The organism is Candidatus Nitrotoga sp. M5 (genome assembly GCF_927904885.1).
GTDB lineage: Bacteria > Pseudomonadota > Gammaproteobacteria > Burkholderiales > Gallionellaceae > Nitrotoga.
The window spans coordinates 138,820-155,090 of the sequence record NZ_CAKMNW010000001.1 but is presented as its reverse complement, the minus strand read 5'-3'; the positions used below and the strand labels follow the sequence as shown (position 1 = coordinate 155,090).

The window sequence follows — 16,271 nt, the reverse complement described above, 5'->3', positions numbered from 1 at the left end:
GTAAGTACTCCAGTTTTTTTTCGAATTGGCTTACGTCTGGTAATGTTTCAAATTACAAATCACCGTCGCACTTCATGGGTATTTGAAACATCTTTGTTAGCCCGTATCTTGTCATCTTTTGACCGTCCACGTTAGCACCAATTTACTTTAGCTTGATTTTATCATCAATTATTTGACTCTTTAGATATCGATCAACCTGGTTGACCCATTAATTCCATCGGCGATTAGTTTTGGCTGGTTTTTATCCAGGGGTCATGGGGTATATTGGGGTCAGAGTAACATTAAATGTGCTATTGTGACGCAATATTAGATAAGGCAGGGGAAGTAAATGGCAAGATTAGCACGAGTTAGTCCAGTTGGCGTGCCACAACATATAGTCCATCGCGGTAATAATCAGCAGGTATGTTTTGATGGAGCAGAAGATATGAACGCCTATTTGGATTGGCTTAAAGAATATTCGAAAAAATATAGTATTGATGTTCATGCCTGGGTGTTAATGAGCAATCATGTACATTTGTTATGCACACCTCAGAAAGAGGGAGCGATTAGCCGAATGATGCAGTCGATTGGACGAATGTATGTTCGTTATTACAACGACACATATCAGCGTAGCGGAACCCTATGGGAAGGCCGATTTAAATCCTGCCTGGTTCAAAGTGAGCGATACTTGCTTGAACTATATCGATACATTGAATTAAATCCTGTGAGAGCTGATATGGTTAAAGATCCAGCTGAATATAGCTGGTCCAGCTATGCCTGTAATGCCCTTGGAATAAAAACTAAAATGCACACACCGCATTCAGAGTATCTTTCACTAGGTAAGACAAAAGAAGAAAGATTAGAGAATTATCGCGCATTGTTACAAGTCCCTGTAACCACTGAGCTATTGCAAGACATAAGAGAAAGTGTGAATAAGGGATTGGCTCTGGGTGGCGATCGTTTTAAAGCGGAGATAGAAACATTAACGAATAAACGAGTAACGCCAAGAAAGGCAGGGCGACCACAAAAGAAAACAGACAGTGCCAGTTAATGTTACTCCGACCCTAATTATTCGAACGGTTAAGTGAACAGCATTGAAGTCTGTCACAAATGTCCTAAATTGTTCTATCACCCTCGCGCCCGGGTTGGGCGCGCATTTATTCAGTAAAGGTTCCGATGTACCCAATTCACGATGTTGATGTGATTCTTTTATTGTCCCTGTCTGTTGCGGCGAAGCGGCGGCCTGCCGACCTGGCCGAGATCATTACGGCGATCGATCTGATGCATCACGCGATCCCTTCCGGGAATAAGTTATCAGACGCGTTTGACCGAATGTCGGCATGCGGCCTGGTTATCGAGATTGAAGGCGGCTATGCACTCTCGGCCGATGCGCAGGAAATGATGGCCAGCCAGCGCAAGATAGTCGACACTGAAAAGAAACTGTTTCGCCTCAAGGAGCATCTCGCCGACTACAAACTCAAGGGCAAGCACGCGACTATCCTGATCCATCCCAATCAGTACCTTGCCGCTATGAAAGCGTTTCAGGCGGGCCAAAAAATTGCGGGCAAAAAATGGCGGATAGATAAACCCAAGACGGTCTGGATACCCACCAAAGAACTGGTTAATTTCAAGGGGAAGCAGTTTCCATCCAAGCGGCGCAAGACCTGAACCGTGAGCGCCGACGAGAACGTCAGCGCTTACATTAAAACGCGATGCAATTGCGCTGGAAAATTCAGGATCAAACTATGACTACCCAACAAAGCAACACCTCACCAAATTCCGCAGACAGCACCAGCAACTCGTTCAACGGGCTGCCACTGCCGCCCGCGATGCAGGCGACCCTGCAACAGCTTGGCTACATGACGATGACACCAATACAGGCCGCCAGCCTACCGATCACGCTAGCGGGACACGACCTGATCGCGCAAGCGAAAACCGGCAGCGGCAAAACGGCGGCATTCGCTCTGGCCCTGCTCACCAAACTCAACCCGCGCCGCTTTGCAGTGCAAGCGATGGTGCTTTGCCCCACGCGCGAGTTGGCTGACCAAGTCACCCAGGAAATTCGCCGGCTGGCGCGCTCTGCTGACAACATCAAAATACTAACGCTGTGCGGCGGCTCGACAATGCGCCCGCAGATTTCCAGCCTTGAACATGGCGCGCACATCGTCGTCGGAACGCCGGGACGCATCATGGACCACATGGAGCGCGGTACGCTGAACCTCGAAGCGCTCAGCACACTGGTGCTGGATGAAGCGGATCGTATGCTCGACATGGGTTTTTACGAAGACATCGCGTTCGTCGCCAAGCGTTGCCCGGCAGAGCGCCAGACGCTGCTGTTCTCGGCGACTTACCCCGACGGCATCACGCGGCTGGCGCGCCAGTTTATGTGCAAACCGAAGGAAGTGAAGCTGCTGGAGCAACATGAGGGCACCAAAATAAGCCAGCGATTTTATGAGGTTGAAGAGGAGCAGCGCCTGCAGTCGGTCGCGGTGCTGTTGAAACACTACCGCCCGATCAGCACTCTGGCTTTCTGCAACACCAAGCAGCAATGCCGTTCATTGCTCGAAGCGCTGCATGCCCGAGGTATCAAGGCCCTGACCCTGAACGGCGATATGGAACAGCGTGAGCGCGACCAAGTGCTGATCCAGTTTGCCAACCGCAGCTGTTCCGTATTGGTGGCGACCGACGTCGCGGCACGCGGCCTGGATATCGACAAGCTCGAAATGGTCATCAACGTCGATGTCACGCCTGACCCCGAAATCCACGTGCACCGCATCGGCCGCACCGGGCGAGCCGACCAGAACGGCTGTGCATTGACACTGTGCGGGCCGGCGGATCGCAACCGCATCATCACCATCGCCAAATCGATGCGCATCGTACCGGAGTGGCACGAGCTGGACGAATTGAAAGAAGACGATCAATCCCCGCTTGTACCGCCAATGGTCACGCTGCGAATACTCGGTGGGCGCAAAGAGAAAATACGCGCCGGTGATGTGTTGGGTGCGCTCACCGGTGATGCAGGTTATACCCGCGAACAAGTCGGCAAGATAGCCGTCACCGAGTTCTCCACCTACGTCGCCGTGGATCGAAACATTGCCCACGAAGCGGTGCGCAAATTGGCGGCGGGCAAGGTGAAGGGCAAGACGGTTAAGGTGCACGCGCTGTAGGCATGGTATTCGAAGCCACATTCAACCTGCAAGTGCACCACTAGCCGACCTAAGGTCATTCAGCAGGCTGTTGAGAAATTAAATCATCAGCCTCAAAAATGTTTAAAATTTAGAACTCCTTACGAGGCCCTTGTTTAAAACAAAAACTGTTGCACTTAGAACTTGAATTCACCTTGTTATATGTGTCACTTTGGCAAACTGCGGCCCATCACCTCCTGTTTCAGTCACTAAAAGTGCAGGCAGTTCATTGAGCTTAGCTATATCAAGCTGTCCATTTGAGTAAAACCTACTCCCAACGGAATCATCTGGTCGTATATAAACACGTCCACTTGACAATGCGCCGCCAGAGTCCGGCCACCCGTTATAAGAAACTAGTCAATGAAACATATATCTATTGAACATTTCTATAGTTCATGATTCGTAGTGAAATTAAAGGGGCCAGGCATGAATTATTCTAAGCAGAAATTTTCGAGCCTGACCACTATAATTGTTGACGTCCGCGCGAAATAAATATTTTCTAAGGCATTAATTTAATTTTCTATTTACGTAACCATTCCATTCATCAATCGCTTCTTTTGCTGCGTTTTGGTGTTTTCTTACCGCATTATTTTGTTCTTCCACAAAATCATTTATGCATTGCTTGTATGTTTCAACTTCATGCTTGAAACTATCAATTTCATATTGATGATTAAATACATAAGGTCTGTAGGGCTTCGAGCAAGAATGATAAGGGGTAAATATATCAGCACTAGCTGGCGAGATAATGCCGATGAAAAAAACCAACAATAATAATCTCATGAAAATTCCTTTGTGCTACTAACGCCCACATTCACTAGACATAGTTAAGGAGTGATATTTTTTTTGTGTGCGCAAAAAAACGTTTTTTTCGTCCAGGGAACTATTGGGGTCAGAGTAACATTAAATGTGCTGTTGTGACAAAATATTAGATAAAGCAGGTGAAGTGAAAGGCAAGATTCGCACGAGTTAGTCTAGTTGGCGTGCCACAACATATAGTCCATCGCGGTAATAATCAGCAGGTATGTTTTGATGGAGCAGAAGATATGAACGCCTATTTGGATTGGCTTAAAGAATATTCGAAAAAATATAGTATTGATGTTCATGCCTGGGTGTTAATGAGCAATCATGTACATTTGTTATGCACACCTCAGAAAGAGGGAGCGATTAGCCGAATGATGCAGTCGATTGGACGAATGTATGTACGTTATTTCAACGACACATACCATCGTAGCGGAACCCTATGGGAAGGCCGATTTAAATCTTGCCTGGTTCAAAGTGAGCGATACTTGCTTAAACTTTATCGATACATTGAATTAAATCCTGTGAGAGCTGATATGGTGTGAAGACACAGCTGAATATAGCTGGTCCAGTTATGCCTGTAATGCCCTTGGAATAAAAACTAAAATGCACACACCGCTTCAGAGTATCTTTCACTAGGTAAGACAAAAGAAAAAAGGTTAGAGAATTATCGCGCATTGTTAAAAGTCCCAGTAAGCACTGAGTTATTGAACGACATAAGGGAAAGTGTGAATAAGGGATTGGCTTTGGGTGACGATCGTTTTAAAGCGCAGATAGAAACATTAACGAATAAACGAGTCACGCCAAGAAAGGCAGGGCGACCACACAAGAAAACAGATAGCGCCGATTAATGTTACTCTGACCCCGATTATTGTGCATGCATTTATAATAAAAATGAAAAAAGCTTCAAGCTCTCTAACATATATTGCGCCTAACTGGTTACCGGGCGGCAATGCACAAACCATCTATCCCTATCTATTTAAACCAAAAAAATTAATAAATTATGATCGGAAACGATGGGAACTTGACGATGGTGATTTTATTGATATTGATTGGATGGGCGGAAGGGAAAACAAACCACTAGTCGTTTTTTTTCACGGGCTAGAAGGTGACTCATACAGTCATTATGTATTAAGTATGATGTCCGCACTTAAAGAACTTGGTTGGCATGGGGCTGTCATTCATTTTAGAGGATGTTCGGGTGAGCCTAATCGATTGCAACGCGCTTATCATGCGGGCGATTCTGAGGAAATCAACTGGATGCTTCATCGCATACATCAGCAGTGTAAATTATCAGACGCCAACCAACCCCTATTTACTGTTGGTGTATCACTAGGCGGAAACGCGCTATTAAAATGGCTTGGCGAACAAGGTGGTAACGCCCATCAAATCGTTACTGCTGCCGCAACAATTTCTGTACCTTTAGATCTCGTTGCCGCTGGCGCGGCACTAGATACTGGTTTTAACAAATGCTATGCCCGACATTTCTTAGGTACTTTAAAACAAAAAGCACTACAGAAACTTGACCGTTTTCCTGGTTTATTTGATAGAAATGACATTACAAAGTGTAAAACAATTTATCAATTTGATAATCTTGTAACCGCCCCATTGCATGGGTTTCGTAATACCGATGAATATTGGCAAAAGTCTAGTAGTAAACCATGGCTTAAACATATTCAAACCCCCACGCTTATTATCAATGCACGTAACGACCCATTCATGCCAGCAACAGCTCTTCCTACTCAAAATGAAGTTTCCCCAACGGTTACACTCGATTTTCCTGCAGAAGGTGGACACGCCGGATTCATACATGAGACTTTCCCAGGGAAGTTAACTTGGCTGCCAGATAGAATACTGAGTTTTTTTAAAGAGGCACTACACGACACAGAAACACGCCGCTCTCAATTATCAAATTGAACATCGTATTGACTATATAGCCACTTAAGTAATTCATCCATCGCCCTTCGAGAAGAAACTGCATTTGGACGATTGACAAAGAAAACAACAACAATACGTCGACCTGAATCATCAAGCATATAGCTGGTCCAGCTATGCCTGTAATGCCCTTGGAATAAAAACTAAAATACACACACCGCATTCAGAGTTGAATCCGCCAGAGTATCTTTCACTAGGTAAGACAAAAGAAGAAAGGTTGGAGAATTATCGCGCATTGTTAAAAGTCCCAGTAAGCACTGAGTTATTGAACGACATAAGGGAAAGTGTGAATAAGGGATTGGCTTTGGGTGACGATCGTTTTAAAGCGGAGATAGAAACATTAATGAATAAACGAGTCACGCCAAGAAAAGCAGGGCGACCACAAAAGAAAACAGATAGCGCAAATTAATGTTAATCTGCCCCCGATTATTCATTGAATAGCTGAATCTGAACTGACAGTCACTTCGATCAAATCGGGTAACTGTCAGATGATGTCGCGATTACTACATTTAATGTTACTTTGACCCCAATCATTGGGAAGCTTTATGCTCATTACCTCTGAGGACCGCGCCCACGCGCAAGATTTGCTGAACTTTATCGATGCCAGCCCCAGCCCGTGGCATGCCGTGGATACCATCACGCAACGCTTACAGGCACAGGGTTTTGTGCCGTTGCAAGAGAAGCTGAGCTGGAAACTGGAAAGTGGCAAAGGCTATTACGTGGTTCGAGGTGCATCGCTGATTACTTTCATGATCGGTCAGCAGCCTTTGACTGATACCGGCTTTCGCATGATAGGCGCGCACACTGATTCTCCCGGTTTACGCCTCAAGACCAATGCGGCACATGCCAGTGATGGCGTGGTGCGCCTAGGTGTGGAGATTTACGGCGGGCCGATACTTGCCACCTTTACCGATCGCGATCTGAGTTTGGCCGGCCGCGTGAATGTCCGCACGGCACAGGGTTTTGAATCATATTTGATTAACTTCCGGCAACCGCTGCTGCGCCTGCCCAACCTCGCTATCCACATGAACAAGGATGTAAATGAGCAAGGCCTCAAGCTCAACAAGCAAACCGAATTGCCGTTGCTGTTTGGCATTGCCGATGACACACTTTCTGCACGCGAGCAATTCCTCAACTTGCTTGCAGATGAATTGAAAGTTAAGGCAGCAGACATCCTCACCTATGAGCTCAACGTGTGCGACACGCAGGCCGGTGCCTTTTGGGGTGTGGAGCAGGAATTCATCGCCAACAGCCAGCTCGACAATCTCGCCTCTTGCCACGCCGCGCTTACAGCATTGCTCGCCACTTCTGCGCCGGCCGCCACCTGCATTGCCGCCTTTTTCGACCATGAAGAAGTGGGCAGCGAAAGTACGGCGGGCGCGGGCGGCAGTTTTGCCGGTGATGTAATAGAGCGGATTTCCCTGTGCATGGGTCTGGATGATGAACAACAGCATTGTGCTGCGGCACACAGCTTTTTCATCAGCGCGGATATGGCGCACGCCTATCAGCCCAATTTCCCCAACGCCTACGAACCTAATCACCACGTGATGGTGAATGCCGGCCCGGTGATCAAGACCAACTCTAACCAGCGCTACAGCACCGATGCAGATACCGCCGCGCGCTTCATCACGCTGTGCGAAAGTGCCGGTGTGCCATACCAGAACTACACCCACCGCACCGACCTCGGTTGCGGCAGCACCATCGGCCCGGTCGTTGCTGCCAGCCTGGGTATCGCTAGCTTGGATGTCGGCTCACCCATGTGGGCCATGCACAGCCTGCGTGAAAGCGCCGGCGTGCAGGATGTGGCCTACATGATCAAGGTGATGAAAGCCACATTCGGTAGCTAGGGGCCTGTCGGACTTGAAGAATCGTAGCGAAAATTCGGCTGGCCGAGGACAGATTTTGTCGGTTTTGCAGGTCAATAGTCGTTCTATTGACCAATAAAACGGCGAAATATGGACCGGTCAGCCGAATTTGCAGCCGATTTCCTTTAAGTCCGACAGGCTCCTAGGGTTTAGGAGAGCAGTAAAAGTAGCACAGCGGGAGCAGACCCCAATTTATTGTTGAAACGTAAAGAACCCGGCATCGCCGGGCTCTTTCTTTGCAGCAATTACTAATTTTCATTTCTCGAACTTCATCATCCAACCCATGCAGTCCACCTTGATCGGATCCTTCTCGATGGAGCATGGTCTTCATGCACCTTCACTACAGCGGCAATGCCTCTTCATAGATTCTTTCGCATTCAACCATGATTGACTGCCCGATCTCGGATTGATAGCGGGTATCGAGTGACTCCTGCATCTCATGACTGAGATAAAGTCCCGCTTCACGGGAAGTCATTTCAGCGATCTGCCTTGCCAAGTTGTCACTCAGATCGGACAGGTGTTTACGCAAATCCATGGGCATACTGCGTTTGGATCGGGACAACCAGTTTGTCGCGAGCGTTGCGCCCTGGGCCCTGGTCATCCATAGGTCGTGCTCGTAGTAAACGGACAGGCGCTCGCCCACGAGGGCGTAGATCAATGCCACGCATACCCTACGCTCTGTTGTTTCAGGCGTGGGGGGAACATCCTGCTCGCTCAAATGCCGTTCTCCTTATTCACAAATTCTTTACGGTAACACGATATTTCTGTACTCAAGTCTTTTCATATCGCGCCGCCACTTCTTGAATTGGCGTGTGCTTTTCAGCCGTAGTCAATCTGGAAATTTGTGTCGAAGAACCTTAGACCTTACCCTTGATTGTCCATTGTGTTATTGCGATACGGAAAGACCTCGTATATTGACGCTGTCGGCAAAACATTATGCAATGACAATGTTGAGCAGGCTGGGCAACATGACATCGGTAAGGCTTTAGGCGGTTAAGCTTGTGGGTCAGATAGGTGCGGTTGCCTATTTCTCGTTCAATCAGACCGAACGGTAACTTGGGTCGTGTTGCTGAAATGCAGCCAGAACCTGCATACGAGGAAGGTATAAACGATGAACGAACAAGCCACCTGCGTTGTTGGAATTGACGTATCCAAACGCAAGCTCGACATAGCTTTACTTGCCAACAGCAAGATTAAATCAAAAGTTTTTGATAACACTTTCATAGGTCATAGTGAGCTTGCGCAATGGTTGCTCGAACGAGGCGCCGAACAGCAGCGTACCCACATTTGCATGGAATCGACCGGACCTTACAGCGAAGCCGTGGCTATTGCTTTGGTTGAATCGGGCTGTCGCATCAGCGTCGTCAACCCTGCGCGCATCAAAGGCTTTGCTCAGGGAGAACTGGCGCGTAACAAAACAGATCGTGCCGATACCTCACTGCTGGCACGCTTTTGTGCGGCTATGCATCCCAGTTTGTGGACACCACCTTCCGCCGAATGGCGCGAACTGCGCGGATGGGTTGATCGACTGCAAGCACTTAAGGATATGCATCAACAGGAAAGCAATCGGCTGGAAGCGCACACGGCAAGCGGGCAAGCATCCTTGATTGAATCGGTGCAAACCCATCTGGATTGGCTCGAGCAACAAATCGGAGCGTTGGAGCACGATATTGATGACCACATCAATCGACATCCAGAGCTTAAACGCGATGCCGAATTACTGCACAGCATCCCAGGCATTGGCAGTACCACGGTCGCCAAGGTGCTGGCGTATGCAGGTGATGTGCGGCGTTTTGAAAATGCCAAGGTGCTGGCGGCATTTATCGGCGTGACTCCACGGCAGCGTTTGTCAGGCAGTTCGGTCAAAGGTCGAACCATGATGAGTCGTACCGGCCATTCAAACTTGCGACGGGCCTTGTATATGCCGGGACTGGTAGCGCGCAGGCACAATCCAGTTCTTAGAGCTTTCGGAGATAGGCTGAGTACTACAGGGCTGGCACCTAAGGCGGTGGTGGGAGCGGTGATGCGCAAACTGGCGCATCTTATTTACGGGGTGGTCAAATCGGGAAAGCCGTTTGATGTCAGTTTTGCAGGCCAGAATCTTGACTTGCAAGACGGTATCTGACCTTTATTTTTGTTAGGCTGAACCCAACTCAGAAAAGTAGTTAAGGACGCTTACTCTAAGGGACTTATACTTTTCGGCTGATATATCCATAAATGTACAAAGCGGTGGGTTTTCAATGTAACATGCAAAAAACTTGTTACGTTGAGTTACCCAATTTACACAGATGCGCCATTCAGTTGTATTCGCAACCTGTGACAGTCGTTTCTTATGAATACCATCAGCAACCTCAACCTCTTCAGTAACTTCGCCTACTGCGATAACACCTTTACCCTTCGCAAACAGGAAAACAATATCACCTTTTCTTGCTTTAGACATATGCTTTGGGTGCTTAAAGCTTTCCCAAGCCATTGCTGTGCCAAGAGATTGCATTAGCTCTTCATGTAAATATCCGCCATCAGCTGTTCTAGTTCCGTTTCGGCGGTCACTGTTACAAATGAAAAATTGTCGGCCTCCATCATCAAGACGTATTAAATGGGAGTCCACCGATTGCGCTATAGATAGACTTATATGTTTATCAAATTCTCTAATTTTAGAATTTACAGTTGTTAATTCTTGTTCAATTTTATCAGTGTATTTTGACAATGAGGCAAGCAAGTCATTAGATAGTGGCGATGCGCTAGACCATGCTGAGTCAAACCATTTACTTAGTTCATTTGACTCTCTGCTTTCAAGTAACGCACCAACTTCAATGTTATTGTGAATCCCATTATTGGTTAAATTTGCAGATGTAATAATAGCTTTGCTTTTGTCTGCTATATATACCTTTGCATGAAATTTTGGAGAACTAGGTAAGACTCTAATATCTACACCTTCATTGCACAGCCAACGAAGAGCCTCTAGGCTTGTTGCCCCAGAGATTAAATCAGCACAAGATACAGACGTCAATAATCGAACCTTAGTATTTTTTAGTGCACCTAATAATTTAGTATCAGTTAAATAAGCTGTTGCTATATCTACAGTCTCTTCAGCACCAGTAAGCAGCTCATAAAGCTCGTTGACATGTAACCTTTCGGAGTTATAACTTTCAGCTATTATTCTTGTCATGAGTCCTTATATGCTTGATTTAAGTTGACAAAGCCTGACGTTCGAGATAAGCGGGAGCCAACGGTGTGTCGCCAGGGCCAAGGCTGAGATAATAGCCTGCGGGGCACAGCTCGGGTCCTGGCGGCACACCGTTGGCTCCTTCTTGAGCGAGGGGTAGGCCTCACAGTGCTCAAACATGAAAGCGAAGCGAGCGTGAGAAGCCTTCCAAGCCCGGGAAGAGAGTAGCTGCGCTGATGTTCATCGACATCAGATCTTCCAGGATCTCGCGATGATGTTCCTTTGGCAAGATTATCTTAACCAAGGCGATGTATCCCGATACGCCGTACTCATTACCTGTTCGGTCGTCAAGCGAACGGGTCCATTTTTGCTCGCGCTTGGTAAGTACGGATCGATAGCGAACTTTGAAGGCTGCGCCCAGATTCTTGAGGAACGGTTCGTTTGGATCTGTCGGGGCGAGAAAAAGACCTTGCTGAACGAACAGCCGCTCGTGCATTCGGTCTGGCTCCACGTGAATGACCGTTTGCACGTTAGTCGGCGTTTCCTTTAACTCGTGAAACTTGGAGTTGTTTGAACGTCGCACCTCGTCAATGCTTCCGGTGGGCCAGTAGCCCAAACGTTCGTAAGTGGCCAGTTCTAGCGTAGGGAGACTCAGAGCCCATATTGCCGCATCCCCGACCGCGGTTTCTACCGCGAAGAATGCGGCAACATACAACGAGTAACTGAAATCTAGAAGCCTTGTCGGACCGCCATAGTGTTGAATCAGCGCAAGCCAGTCCAGGATGTCTTTTTCGGGCGGCAAATCGGCGCAATAGTGGTGTGCAAATCGCCGGAATTGATAGAGAAGCCAATCTTCCCGCGAAGACAAAGTCTTCCATTCAAGCGAATTGTTGCGCGCAGCTTCGCGATAGAGAGTCGTTTCTAGGGGCCATGCGGAGTCCATCTGCCCCCGATATGCCCAAAGCGGGCGGTCTGAAAACTGCGTCTTGAGCTCCGACCATGAAGAAAAGCGGGTAACAGCAAACATGTGTTTTGTGAGGCCTAACGTCATATATACGACATTTTTTGTCCAATAATAATGCCGACATGTCGTATGATCTTGCTCATAGTTAATAATCCTATTAATTATAAATATTTTTTTTAAAGTAAATAAGACAGCGAATGCAAGAAAATATGACATCACTGCCTGCTAAAAAATTACTGGATCAAGTACGCGATAAAATTCGCTACAAACACTATAGTCTAAACACAGAAAATACCTACATTTCATGGATTAAACAATACAATATTTTTAATAGCAAGCATCATCCAACAGAAATGGGCTCTGCTGAGGTGGAGAAGTTTTTACCCTACCTAGCGACTAAGCGTAATATGGCCAGCTCTACTCAGAATTAACTAAAGGGGTCAAAGCCAAATGCCACTAAGTTAAGCTTTGTTAGCAAGGTTAGACTAATGTGAAACTCGCGCAAATGCTGGCTTAACCTATTGTTTTAACTATGCTGAAGCCCATTAACTTAGTGCCATTCGGGTCAAAGCCCTTTACCGCATAACGGCGCATTACCGTTTATTACCTTCAGATGCAGAACCGCCAAGACAGGGTGGAGATGCGGTGGACGTCCCTCCTTTTTTAAACCACTCCTCCATTGTCATCGTGTGCAAAGCCAGGGCATGAATTGACTGCGCGAGTTCATCAGCCAGAATATCGTTAACCATTCGATGGCGTGCGACTAGCATTTTTCCTTGAAACGCTTCTGAAACAACGGTTGCTTTGAAGTGAGACTCAGATCCTGGCGGGACATTGTGATTCTGACTTTCATTGATAACTTCTAAAAACTCGGGTTGCAGTATTTGCAGCTTACTTTCGATAGTTTCTTTAATGCGCATATGACATTCCTTTAACTTGATTAAAACGTAATTGTGACGCCATTCTATCGTGTTACGTGCCGCAGAATGTTTGATAGACGCGGTCTGACGGTGGGGGTGGGCACGGTATTCATTATATTCTGGCGCATCCGCGTATGTACAAGGTTTTGCTCAGGCCTGAATGCCACTAAGCATTTTAAATAATTGGGATCAGAGTAATATTAAATACGCTACTATGAAGCAATATTAGATAAAGGGGGGTAAGTCTTGACATCACAGTTATCCTCCATGTTGCATACGAAACATCTTAGCCCTGTTGGACAAAATAAAAGTCCCGGCATGCCGGGACTTTTATTCTAAAACAAAATCATGTAGTAACTTAGTTCTGTAACGCCTTGATGATGTCCTCGACTACTTTTTTGGCATCGCCAAACACCATCATGGTTTTGTCTAAGTAGAACAAATCATTGTCCAGTCCAGCATAGCCAACAGCCATGCTACGCTTCACTACCAGAATGGTACGAGCCTTGTGTGCATCAATGATCGGCATGCCATAAATAGGACATTGCGGGTCGGTCTTGGCTGCAGGATTCACCACATCGTTGGCGCCGATGACCAGCACTACATCCGTATCAGCAAATTCGTTATTGATCTCGTCCATTTCAAGCACTTGATCGTACGGCACTTCAGCTTCAGCCAAAAGCACGTTCATATGCCCTGGCATACGTCCAGCCACAGGGTGAATGGCATAACGCACATTGACGCCATTTTCGATTAAAAGATTAGACATCTCATTGATTGCATGTTGTGCCCGCGCTACTGCCAAACCATAGCCCGGCACGATGATAACGCTACCCGCATTGCCCATCAGGAATGCAGCGTCATCCGCGCTGCCGCTACGCACTGGTCGCTGTTCGACCGCGCCAGCGGGTCCCGCTGCATCATCACCACCAAAGCCACCGAGAATTACATTGAAGAAGGATCGGTTCATTGCCTTACACATAATGTAAGAGAGAATCGCGCCAGAGCTGCCCACTAATGAACCGGCAATAATCAGCATATTATTATTCAGGGTAAAGCCAATGCCCGCTGCTGCCCATCCGGAATAGGAGTTAAGCATGGATACGACTACTGGCATGTCCGCCCCGCCAATCGGCATAATCAGTAGCACGCCCAGCGCGAGCGCCAAAGCAATCATGATCAGAAACGGCGTCCAGCTTTCCGTAACAATGAACATGATGCCGAAGGCGATCATTACAGCACCCAAAAACAGGTTAAACCAGTGTTGACCCGTAAAGTGCAGCGGCTTGCTGCCAAGTTTGCCGGATAATTTGCCGAATGCGATGATGGAACCGGTGAAGGTGATCGCACCAACAAACGTGCCGATGAATAATTCAATCAGGTTGCTGGCATGCAACGGCGCGATGCCGTATGCGACTGGATTATAAAACGCGGACATGGCGACCAGCACCGCCGCTAAACCGACCAGTGAGTGCATTGCCGCCACCAATTCCGGCATGGCTGTCATTTGAATACGTCGGGCGACCACTGCACCGATTGATCCACCCACAATGATGGCAAGCACAATATAAACCAGGTTCTGGGTGATAGTCAGCGTGGTAAGCACCGCAATGGCCATGCCTATCATGCCGAACATGTTTCCGTTCCGTGCGGAAATTGGAGAGCTCAAGCCTTTCAGTGCCAGGATGAACAAGACTGCGGCGACTAGATAGGCTAATGCAACAAAATTTGCCGACATATATTTTCCTTGATTATTATTTTGTAACTGCTTTATCTCGCAAGTCAGAAGAAGTGGTGTGAGGCTCCTGCAAATGAGAAGTGAGCCATTCACAAATTAATGGCTCATGCCGTTCCACATCACTACTGCGCGTCTGAAATATAGGCGTTTTGGCTTATTTGGTTTTCTTTTTGAACATGCTCAGCATGCGTTGCGTTACCAGAAAACCGCCGAATACATTAACTGCCGCCAGCATAACTGCGACTAAGCCCATTATCGTACCTGCGTCGAGTTGTTCAGGCCCAGCCGCCAGCATGGCACCGACGATAATAATGCCGCTAATGGCGTTGGTCACTGCCATTAGCGGCGTATGTAGCGCAGGTGTGACATTCCATACCACGTGATAGCCAACCACCACAGCCAGTACAAATACGGTCAAATTGATAATTACAGGATCAACTACACTACTCATTTCAAAACTCCTATGTTGAGATTGTCAAACTTTAACCTCTTCCAATTATCCCTCAGAGAGGGAGAAATACTTATTTAGTAACTACTTCTCCGTCAATACTCAGTAACGATCCGGCGATAATATCGTCATCTCGATTGATGTTTATTTTGCCACCGTTCTTGGGGTCACATAGTAAATTGAGGAAGTTAAGCAGATTGCGTGCATACAAAGCACTGGCATCTGTCGCAACCAAAGCGGGCAAGTTATCTTCACCGACCAGCGTGACGCCATGCTTGACCACCGTCTTTCCTACCTCAGACAACGGGCAATTGCCGCCTGCTTCAGCAGCCATATCCACGATCACGGATCCCGGCTTCATGGATTTGACCATATCCTCAGTTACCAGCACAGGTGCGGCTCTACCCGGAATCAATGCAGTGGTAATGACGATGTCGGCTTGTGCCACACGTTTGGCAACTTCTACCTTTTGACGTTCCATCCAGCTGGCTGGCATGGGGCGGGCATAGCCGCCAACGCCTTGAGCAATCTCTCGCTCTTCATCCGTTTCAAAAGGCACGTCAATGAACTTGGCACCCAGAGAAGCTACTTGTTCTTTCGCTGCCGGACGCACATCGGATGCCTCAATCACTGCACCCATACGTTTTGCAGTGGCGATAGCCTGCAAACCAGCAACACCTACGCCTAATATCACCACGCGCGCTGCCTTCACTGTTCCGGCAGCCGTCATTAACATCGGTATAAACCGATTATATAAATTAGCCGCCACCAGCACCGCTTTATATCCGGCAATATTTGCTTGCGAGGAAAGCACGTCCATAGCTTGCGCACGTGACGTGCGCGGCAGCTTTTCCATGGCAAAAGCGGTAATACCCTGTTTAGCGTAGGCTGCAACCAAGTCCGCCTGAAAAGGTGAAAGTAAGCCGATCAGTACGGTTTTTGCGGCCAGCTTTGCCAGCTCGTCCTCAGTTGGGGCTTTCACTTTAAGTATGATTTCAGCTTGCGCATATACCTCCGCATCGCTAACCAAGGTGGCCCCTGCTGTCTGATAATCTGCATCTGGAATGCACGCACCGGCTCCAGCACCTTGCTGCACCATGACTGCATGGCCAGCGGTCAGCATTTTTTTCACTGTTTCGGGCGTTGCCGCGACACGTGTTTCACCTGCGTGCGTTTCCTTAGGAATCCCTATACGCATGAAACATCTCCTCTTTTAATAAGGCCCGAGTCTACCGGGCAGAAGTAATTATTCAAGTCACTTAAGGGGTCAGGA

General features: G+C 47.6%; 17 protein-coding genes. 9 read left to right on the top strand and 8 right to left on the bottom strand.

Going from position 1 to position 16,271, the window contains the following annotated elements:
- The first annotated feature begins 328 nt into the window (after positions 1-328).
- From MJ770_RS00705 to dbpA, 3 genes are all read left to right on the top strand, one after another.
- Positions 329-1,030, top strand: coding sequence for a transposase (locus MJ770_RS00705; protein WP_239249399.1), 702 nt, complete (start codon positions 329-331; stop codon positions 1,028-1,030).
- A gap of 125 nt (positions 1,031-1,155) precedes the next feature.
- The gene (locus MJ770_RS00700) at positions 1,156-1,647 is read left to right on the top strand and encodes a hypothetical protein (protein WP_239249397.1); all 492 of its coding nucleotides are present in this window, start codon (positions 1,156-1,158) and stop codon (positions 1,645-1,647) included.
- Positions 1,648-1,724: 77 nt separating this feature from the next.
- Positions 1,725-3,146, top strand: coding sequence for an ATP-dependent RNA helicase DbpA (gene dbpA, locus MJ770_RS00695; protein ID WP_239249395.1), 1,422 nt, complete (start codon positions 1,725-1,727; stop codon positions 3,144-3,146).
- A 525-nt stretch (positions 3,147-3,671) separates the two neighbouring features.
- Here the strand turns inward: dbpA and MJ770_RS00690 are convergent.
- Positions 3,672-3,944, bottom strand: a complete 273-nt coding sequence (locus MJ770_RS00690) for a hypothetical protein (protein WP_239249393.1) — start codon at positions 3,942-3,944, stop codon at positions 3,672-3,674.
- 200 nt (positions 3,945-4,144) lie between these two features.
- On the opposite strand from MJ770_RS00690, the gene MJ770_RS00685 reads away from it, so the two are divergent.
- The 4 genes from MJ770_RS00685 to MJ770_RS00670 all read left to right on the top strand — a co-directional run bounded on the left by MJ770_RS00685 (position 4,145) and on the right by MJ770_RS00670 (position 7,744).
- Positions 4,145-4,507 carry a transposase gene (locus MJ770_RS00685; protein WP_256448753.1) on the top strand — a complete coding sequence of 121 codons (363 nt, stop codon included), beginning with the start codon at positions 4,145-4,147 and terminating at the stop codon, positions 4,505-4,507.
- A gap of 349 nt (positions 4,508-4,856) precedes the next feature.
- Complete coding sequence (locus MJ770_RS00680) at positions 4,857-5,879, top strand: hydrolase (protein ID WP_239249389.1); 1,023 nt, start codon at positions 4,857-4,859, stop codon at positions 5,877-5,879.
- 187 nt (positions 5,880-6,066) lie between these two features.
- Complete coding sequence (locus tag MJ770_RS00675; protein ID WP_239249387.1) at positions 6,067-6,306, top strand: hypothetical protein; 240 nt, start codon at positions 6,067-6,069, stop codon at positions 6,304-6,306.
- Positions 6,307-6,442: 136 nt separating this feature from the next.
- On the top strand, positions 6,443-7,744 hold the full coding sequence (locus tag MJ770_RS00670; protein WP_239249385.1) for a M18 family aminopeptidase: 1,302 nt from the start codon (positions 6,443-6,445) through the stop codon (positions 7,742-7,744).
- Positions 7,745-8,102: 358 nt separating this feature from the next.
- Here the strand turns inward: MJ770_RS00670 and MJ770_RS00665 are convergent, their stop codons facing one another.
- Positions 8,103-8,480: a hypothetical protein gene (locus MJ770_RS00665; protein WP_239249383.1), complete on the bottom strand. Its 378-nt coding sequence runs from the start codon at positions 8,478-8,480 to the stop codon at positions 8,103-8,105.
- Positions 8,481-8,873: 393 nt separating this feature from the next.
- On the opposite strand from MJ770_RS00665, the gene MJ770_RS00660 reads away from it, so the two are divergent.
- On the top strand, positions 8,874-9,887 hold the full coding sequence (locus tag MJ770_RS00660) for an IS110 family transposase (protein ID WP_239249381.1): 1,014 nt from the start codon (positions 8,874-8,876) through the stop codon (positions 9,885-9,887).
- A gap of 12 nt (positions 9,888-9,899) precedes the next feature.
- Here MJ770_RS00660 and MJ770_RS00655 read toward each other — a convergent pair whose 3' ends face one another.
- Together MJ770_RS00655 and MJ770_RS00650 are read right to left on the bottom strand one after the other, a co-directional pair.
- Entirely contained in the window at positions 9,900-10,931 is a 1,032-nt protein-coding gene (locus MJ770_RS00655; RefSeq protein ID WP_239249379.1) for a phospholipase D family protein, read from the bottom strand.
- A gap of 169 nt (positions 10,932-11,100) precedes the next feature.
- The gene (locus MJ770_RS00650) at positions 11,101-11,955 is read right to left on the bottom strand and encodes an FRG domain-containing protein (protein WP_239249377.1); all 855 of its coding nucleotides are present in this window, start codon (positions 11,953-11,955) and stop codon (positions 11,101-11,103) included.
- 134 nt (positions 11,956-12,089) lie between these two features.
- Between MJ770_RS00650 and MJ770_RS00645 the strand changes: the two genes are divergently transcribed.
- On the top strand, positions 12,090-12,323 hold the full coding sequence (locus MJ770_RS00645; RefSeq protein WP_239249375.1) for a phage integrase N-terminal SAM-like domain-containing protein: 234 nt from the start codon (positions 12,090-12,092) through the stop codon (positions 12,321-12,323).
- Between the two features lie 162 nt (positions 12,324-12,485).
- On the opposite strand, the gene MJ770_RS00640 is transcribed toward MJ770_RS00645, so the two are convergent.
- From MJ770_RS00640 to MJ770_RS00625, 4 genes are all read right to left on the bottom strand, one after another.
- Positions 12,486-12,812: a BolA family protein gene (locus MJ770_RS00640; protein WP_239249373.1), complete on the bottom strand. Its 327-nt coding sequence runs from the start codon at positions 12,810-12,812 to the stop codon at positions 12,486-12,488.
- A gap of 358 nt (positions 12,813-13,170) precedes the next feature.
- Complete coding sequence (locus MJ770_RS00635; protein WP_239249371.1) at positions 13,171-14,550, bottom strand: NAD(P)(+) transhydrogenase (Re/Si-specific) subunit beta; 1,380 nt, start codon at positions 14,548-14,550, stop codon at positions 13,171-13,173.
- 154 nt (positions 14,551-14,704) lie between these two features.
- Positions 14,705-15,001 (bottom strand): NAD(P) transhydrogenase subunit alpha, encoded by a 297-nt coding sequence (locus MJ770_RS00630; protein ID WP_239249369.1) that lies wholly within the window; start codon positions 14,999-15,001, stop codon positions 14,705-14,707.
- Between the two features lie 70 nt (positions 15,002-15,071).
- Complete coding sequence (locus MJ770_RS00625) at positions 15,072-16,196, bottom strand: Re/Si-specific NAD(P)(+) transhydrogenase subunit alpha (protein WP_239249367.1); 1,125 nt, start codon at positions 16,194-16,196, stop codon at positions 15,072-15,074.
- Positions 16,197-16,271: the final 75 nt, after the last annotated feature.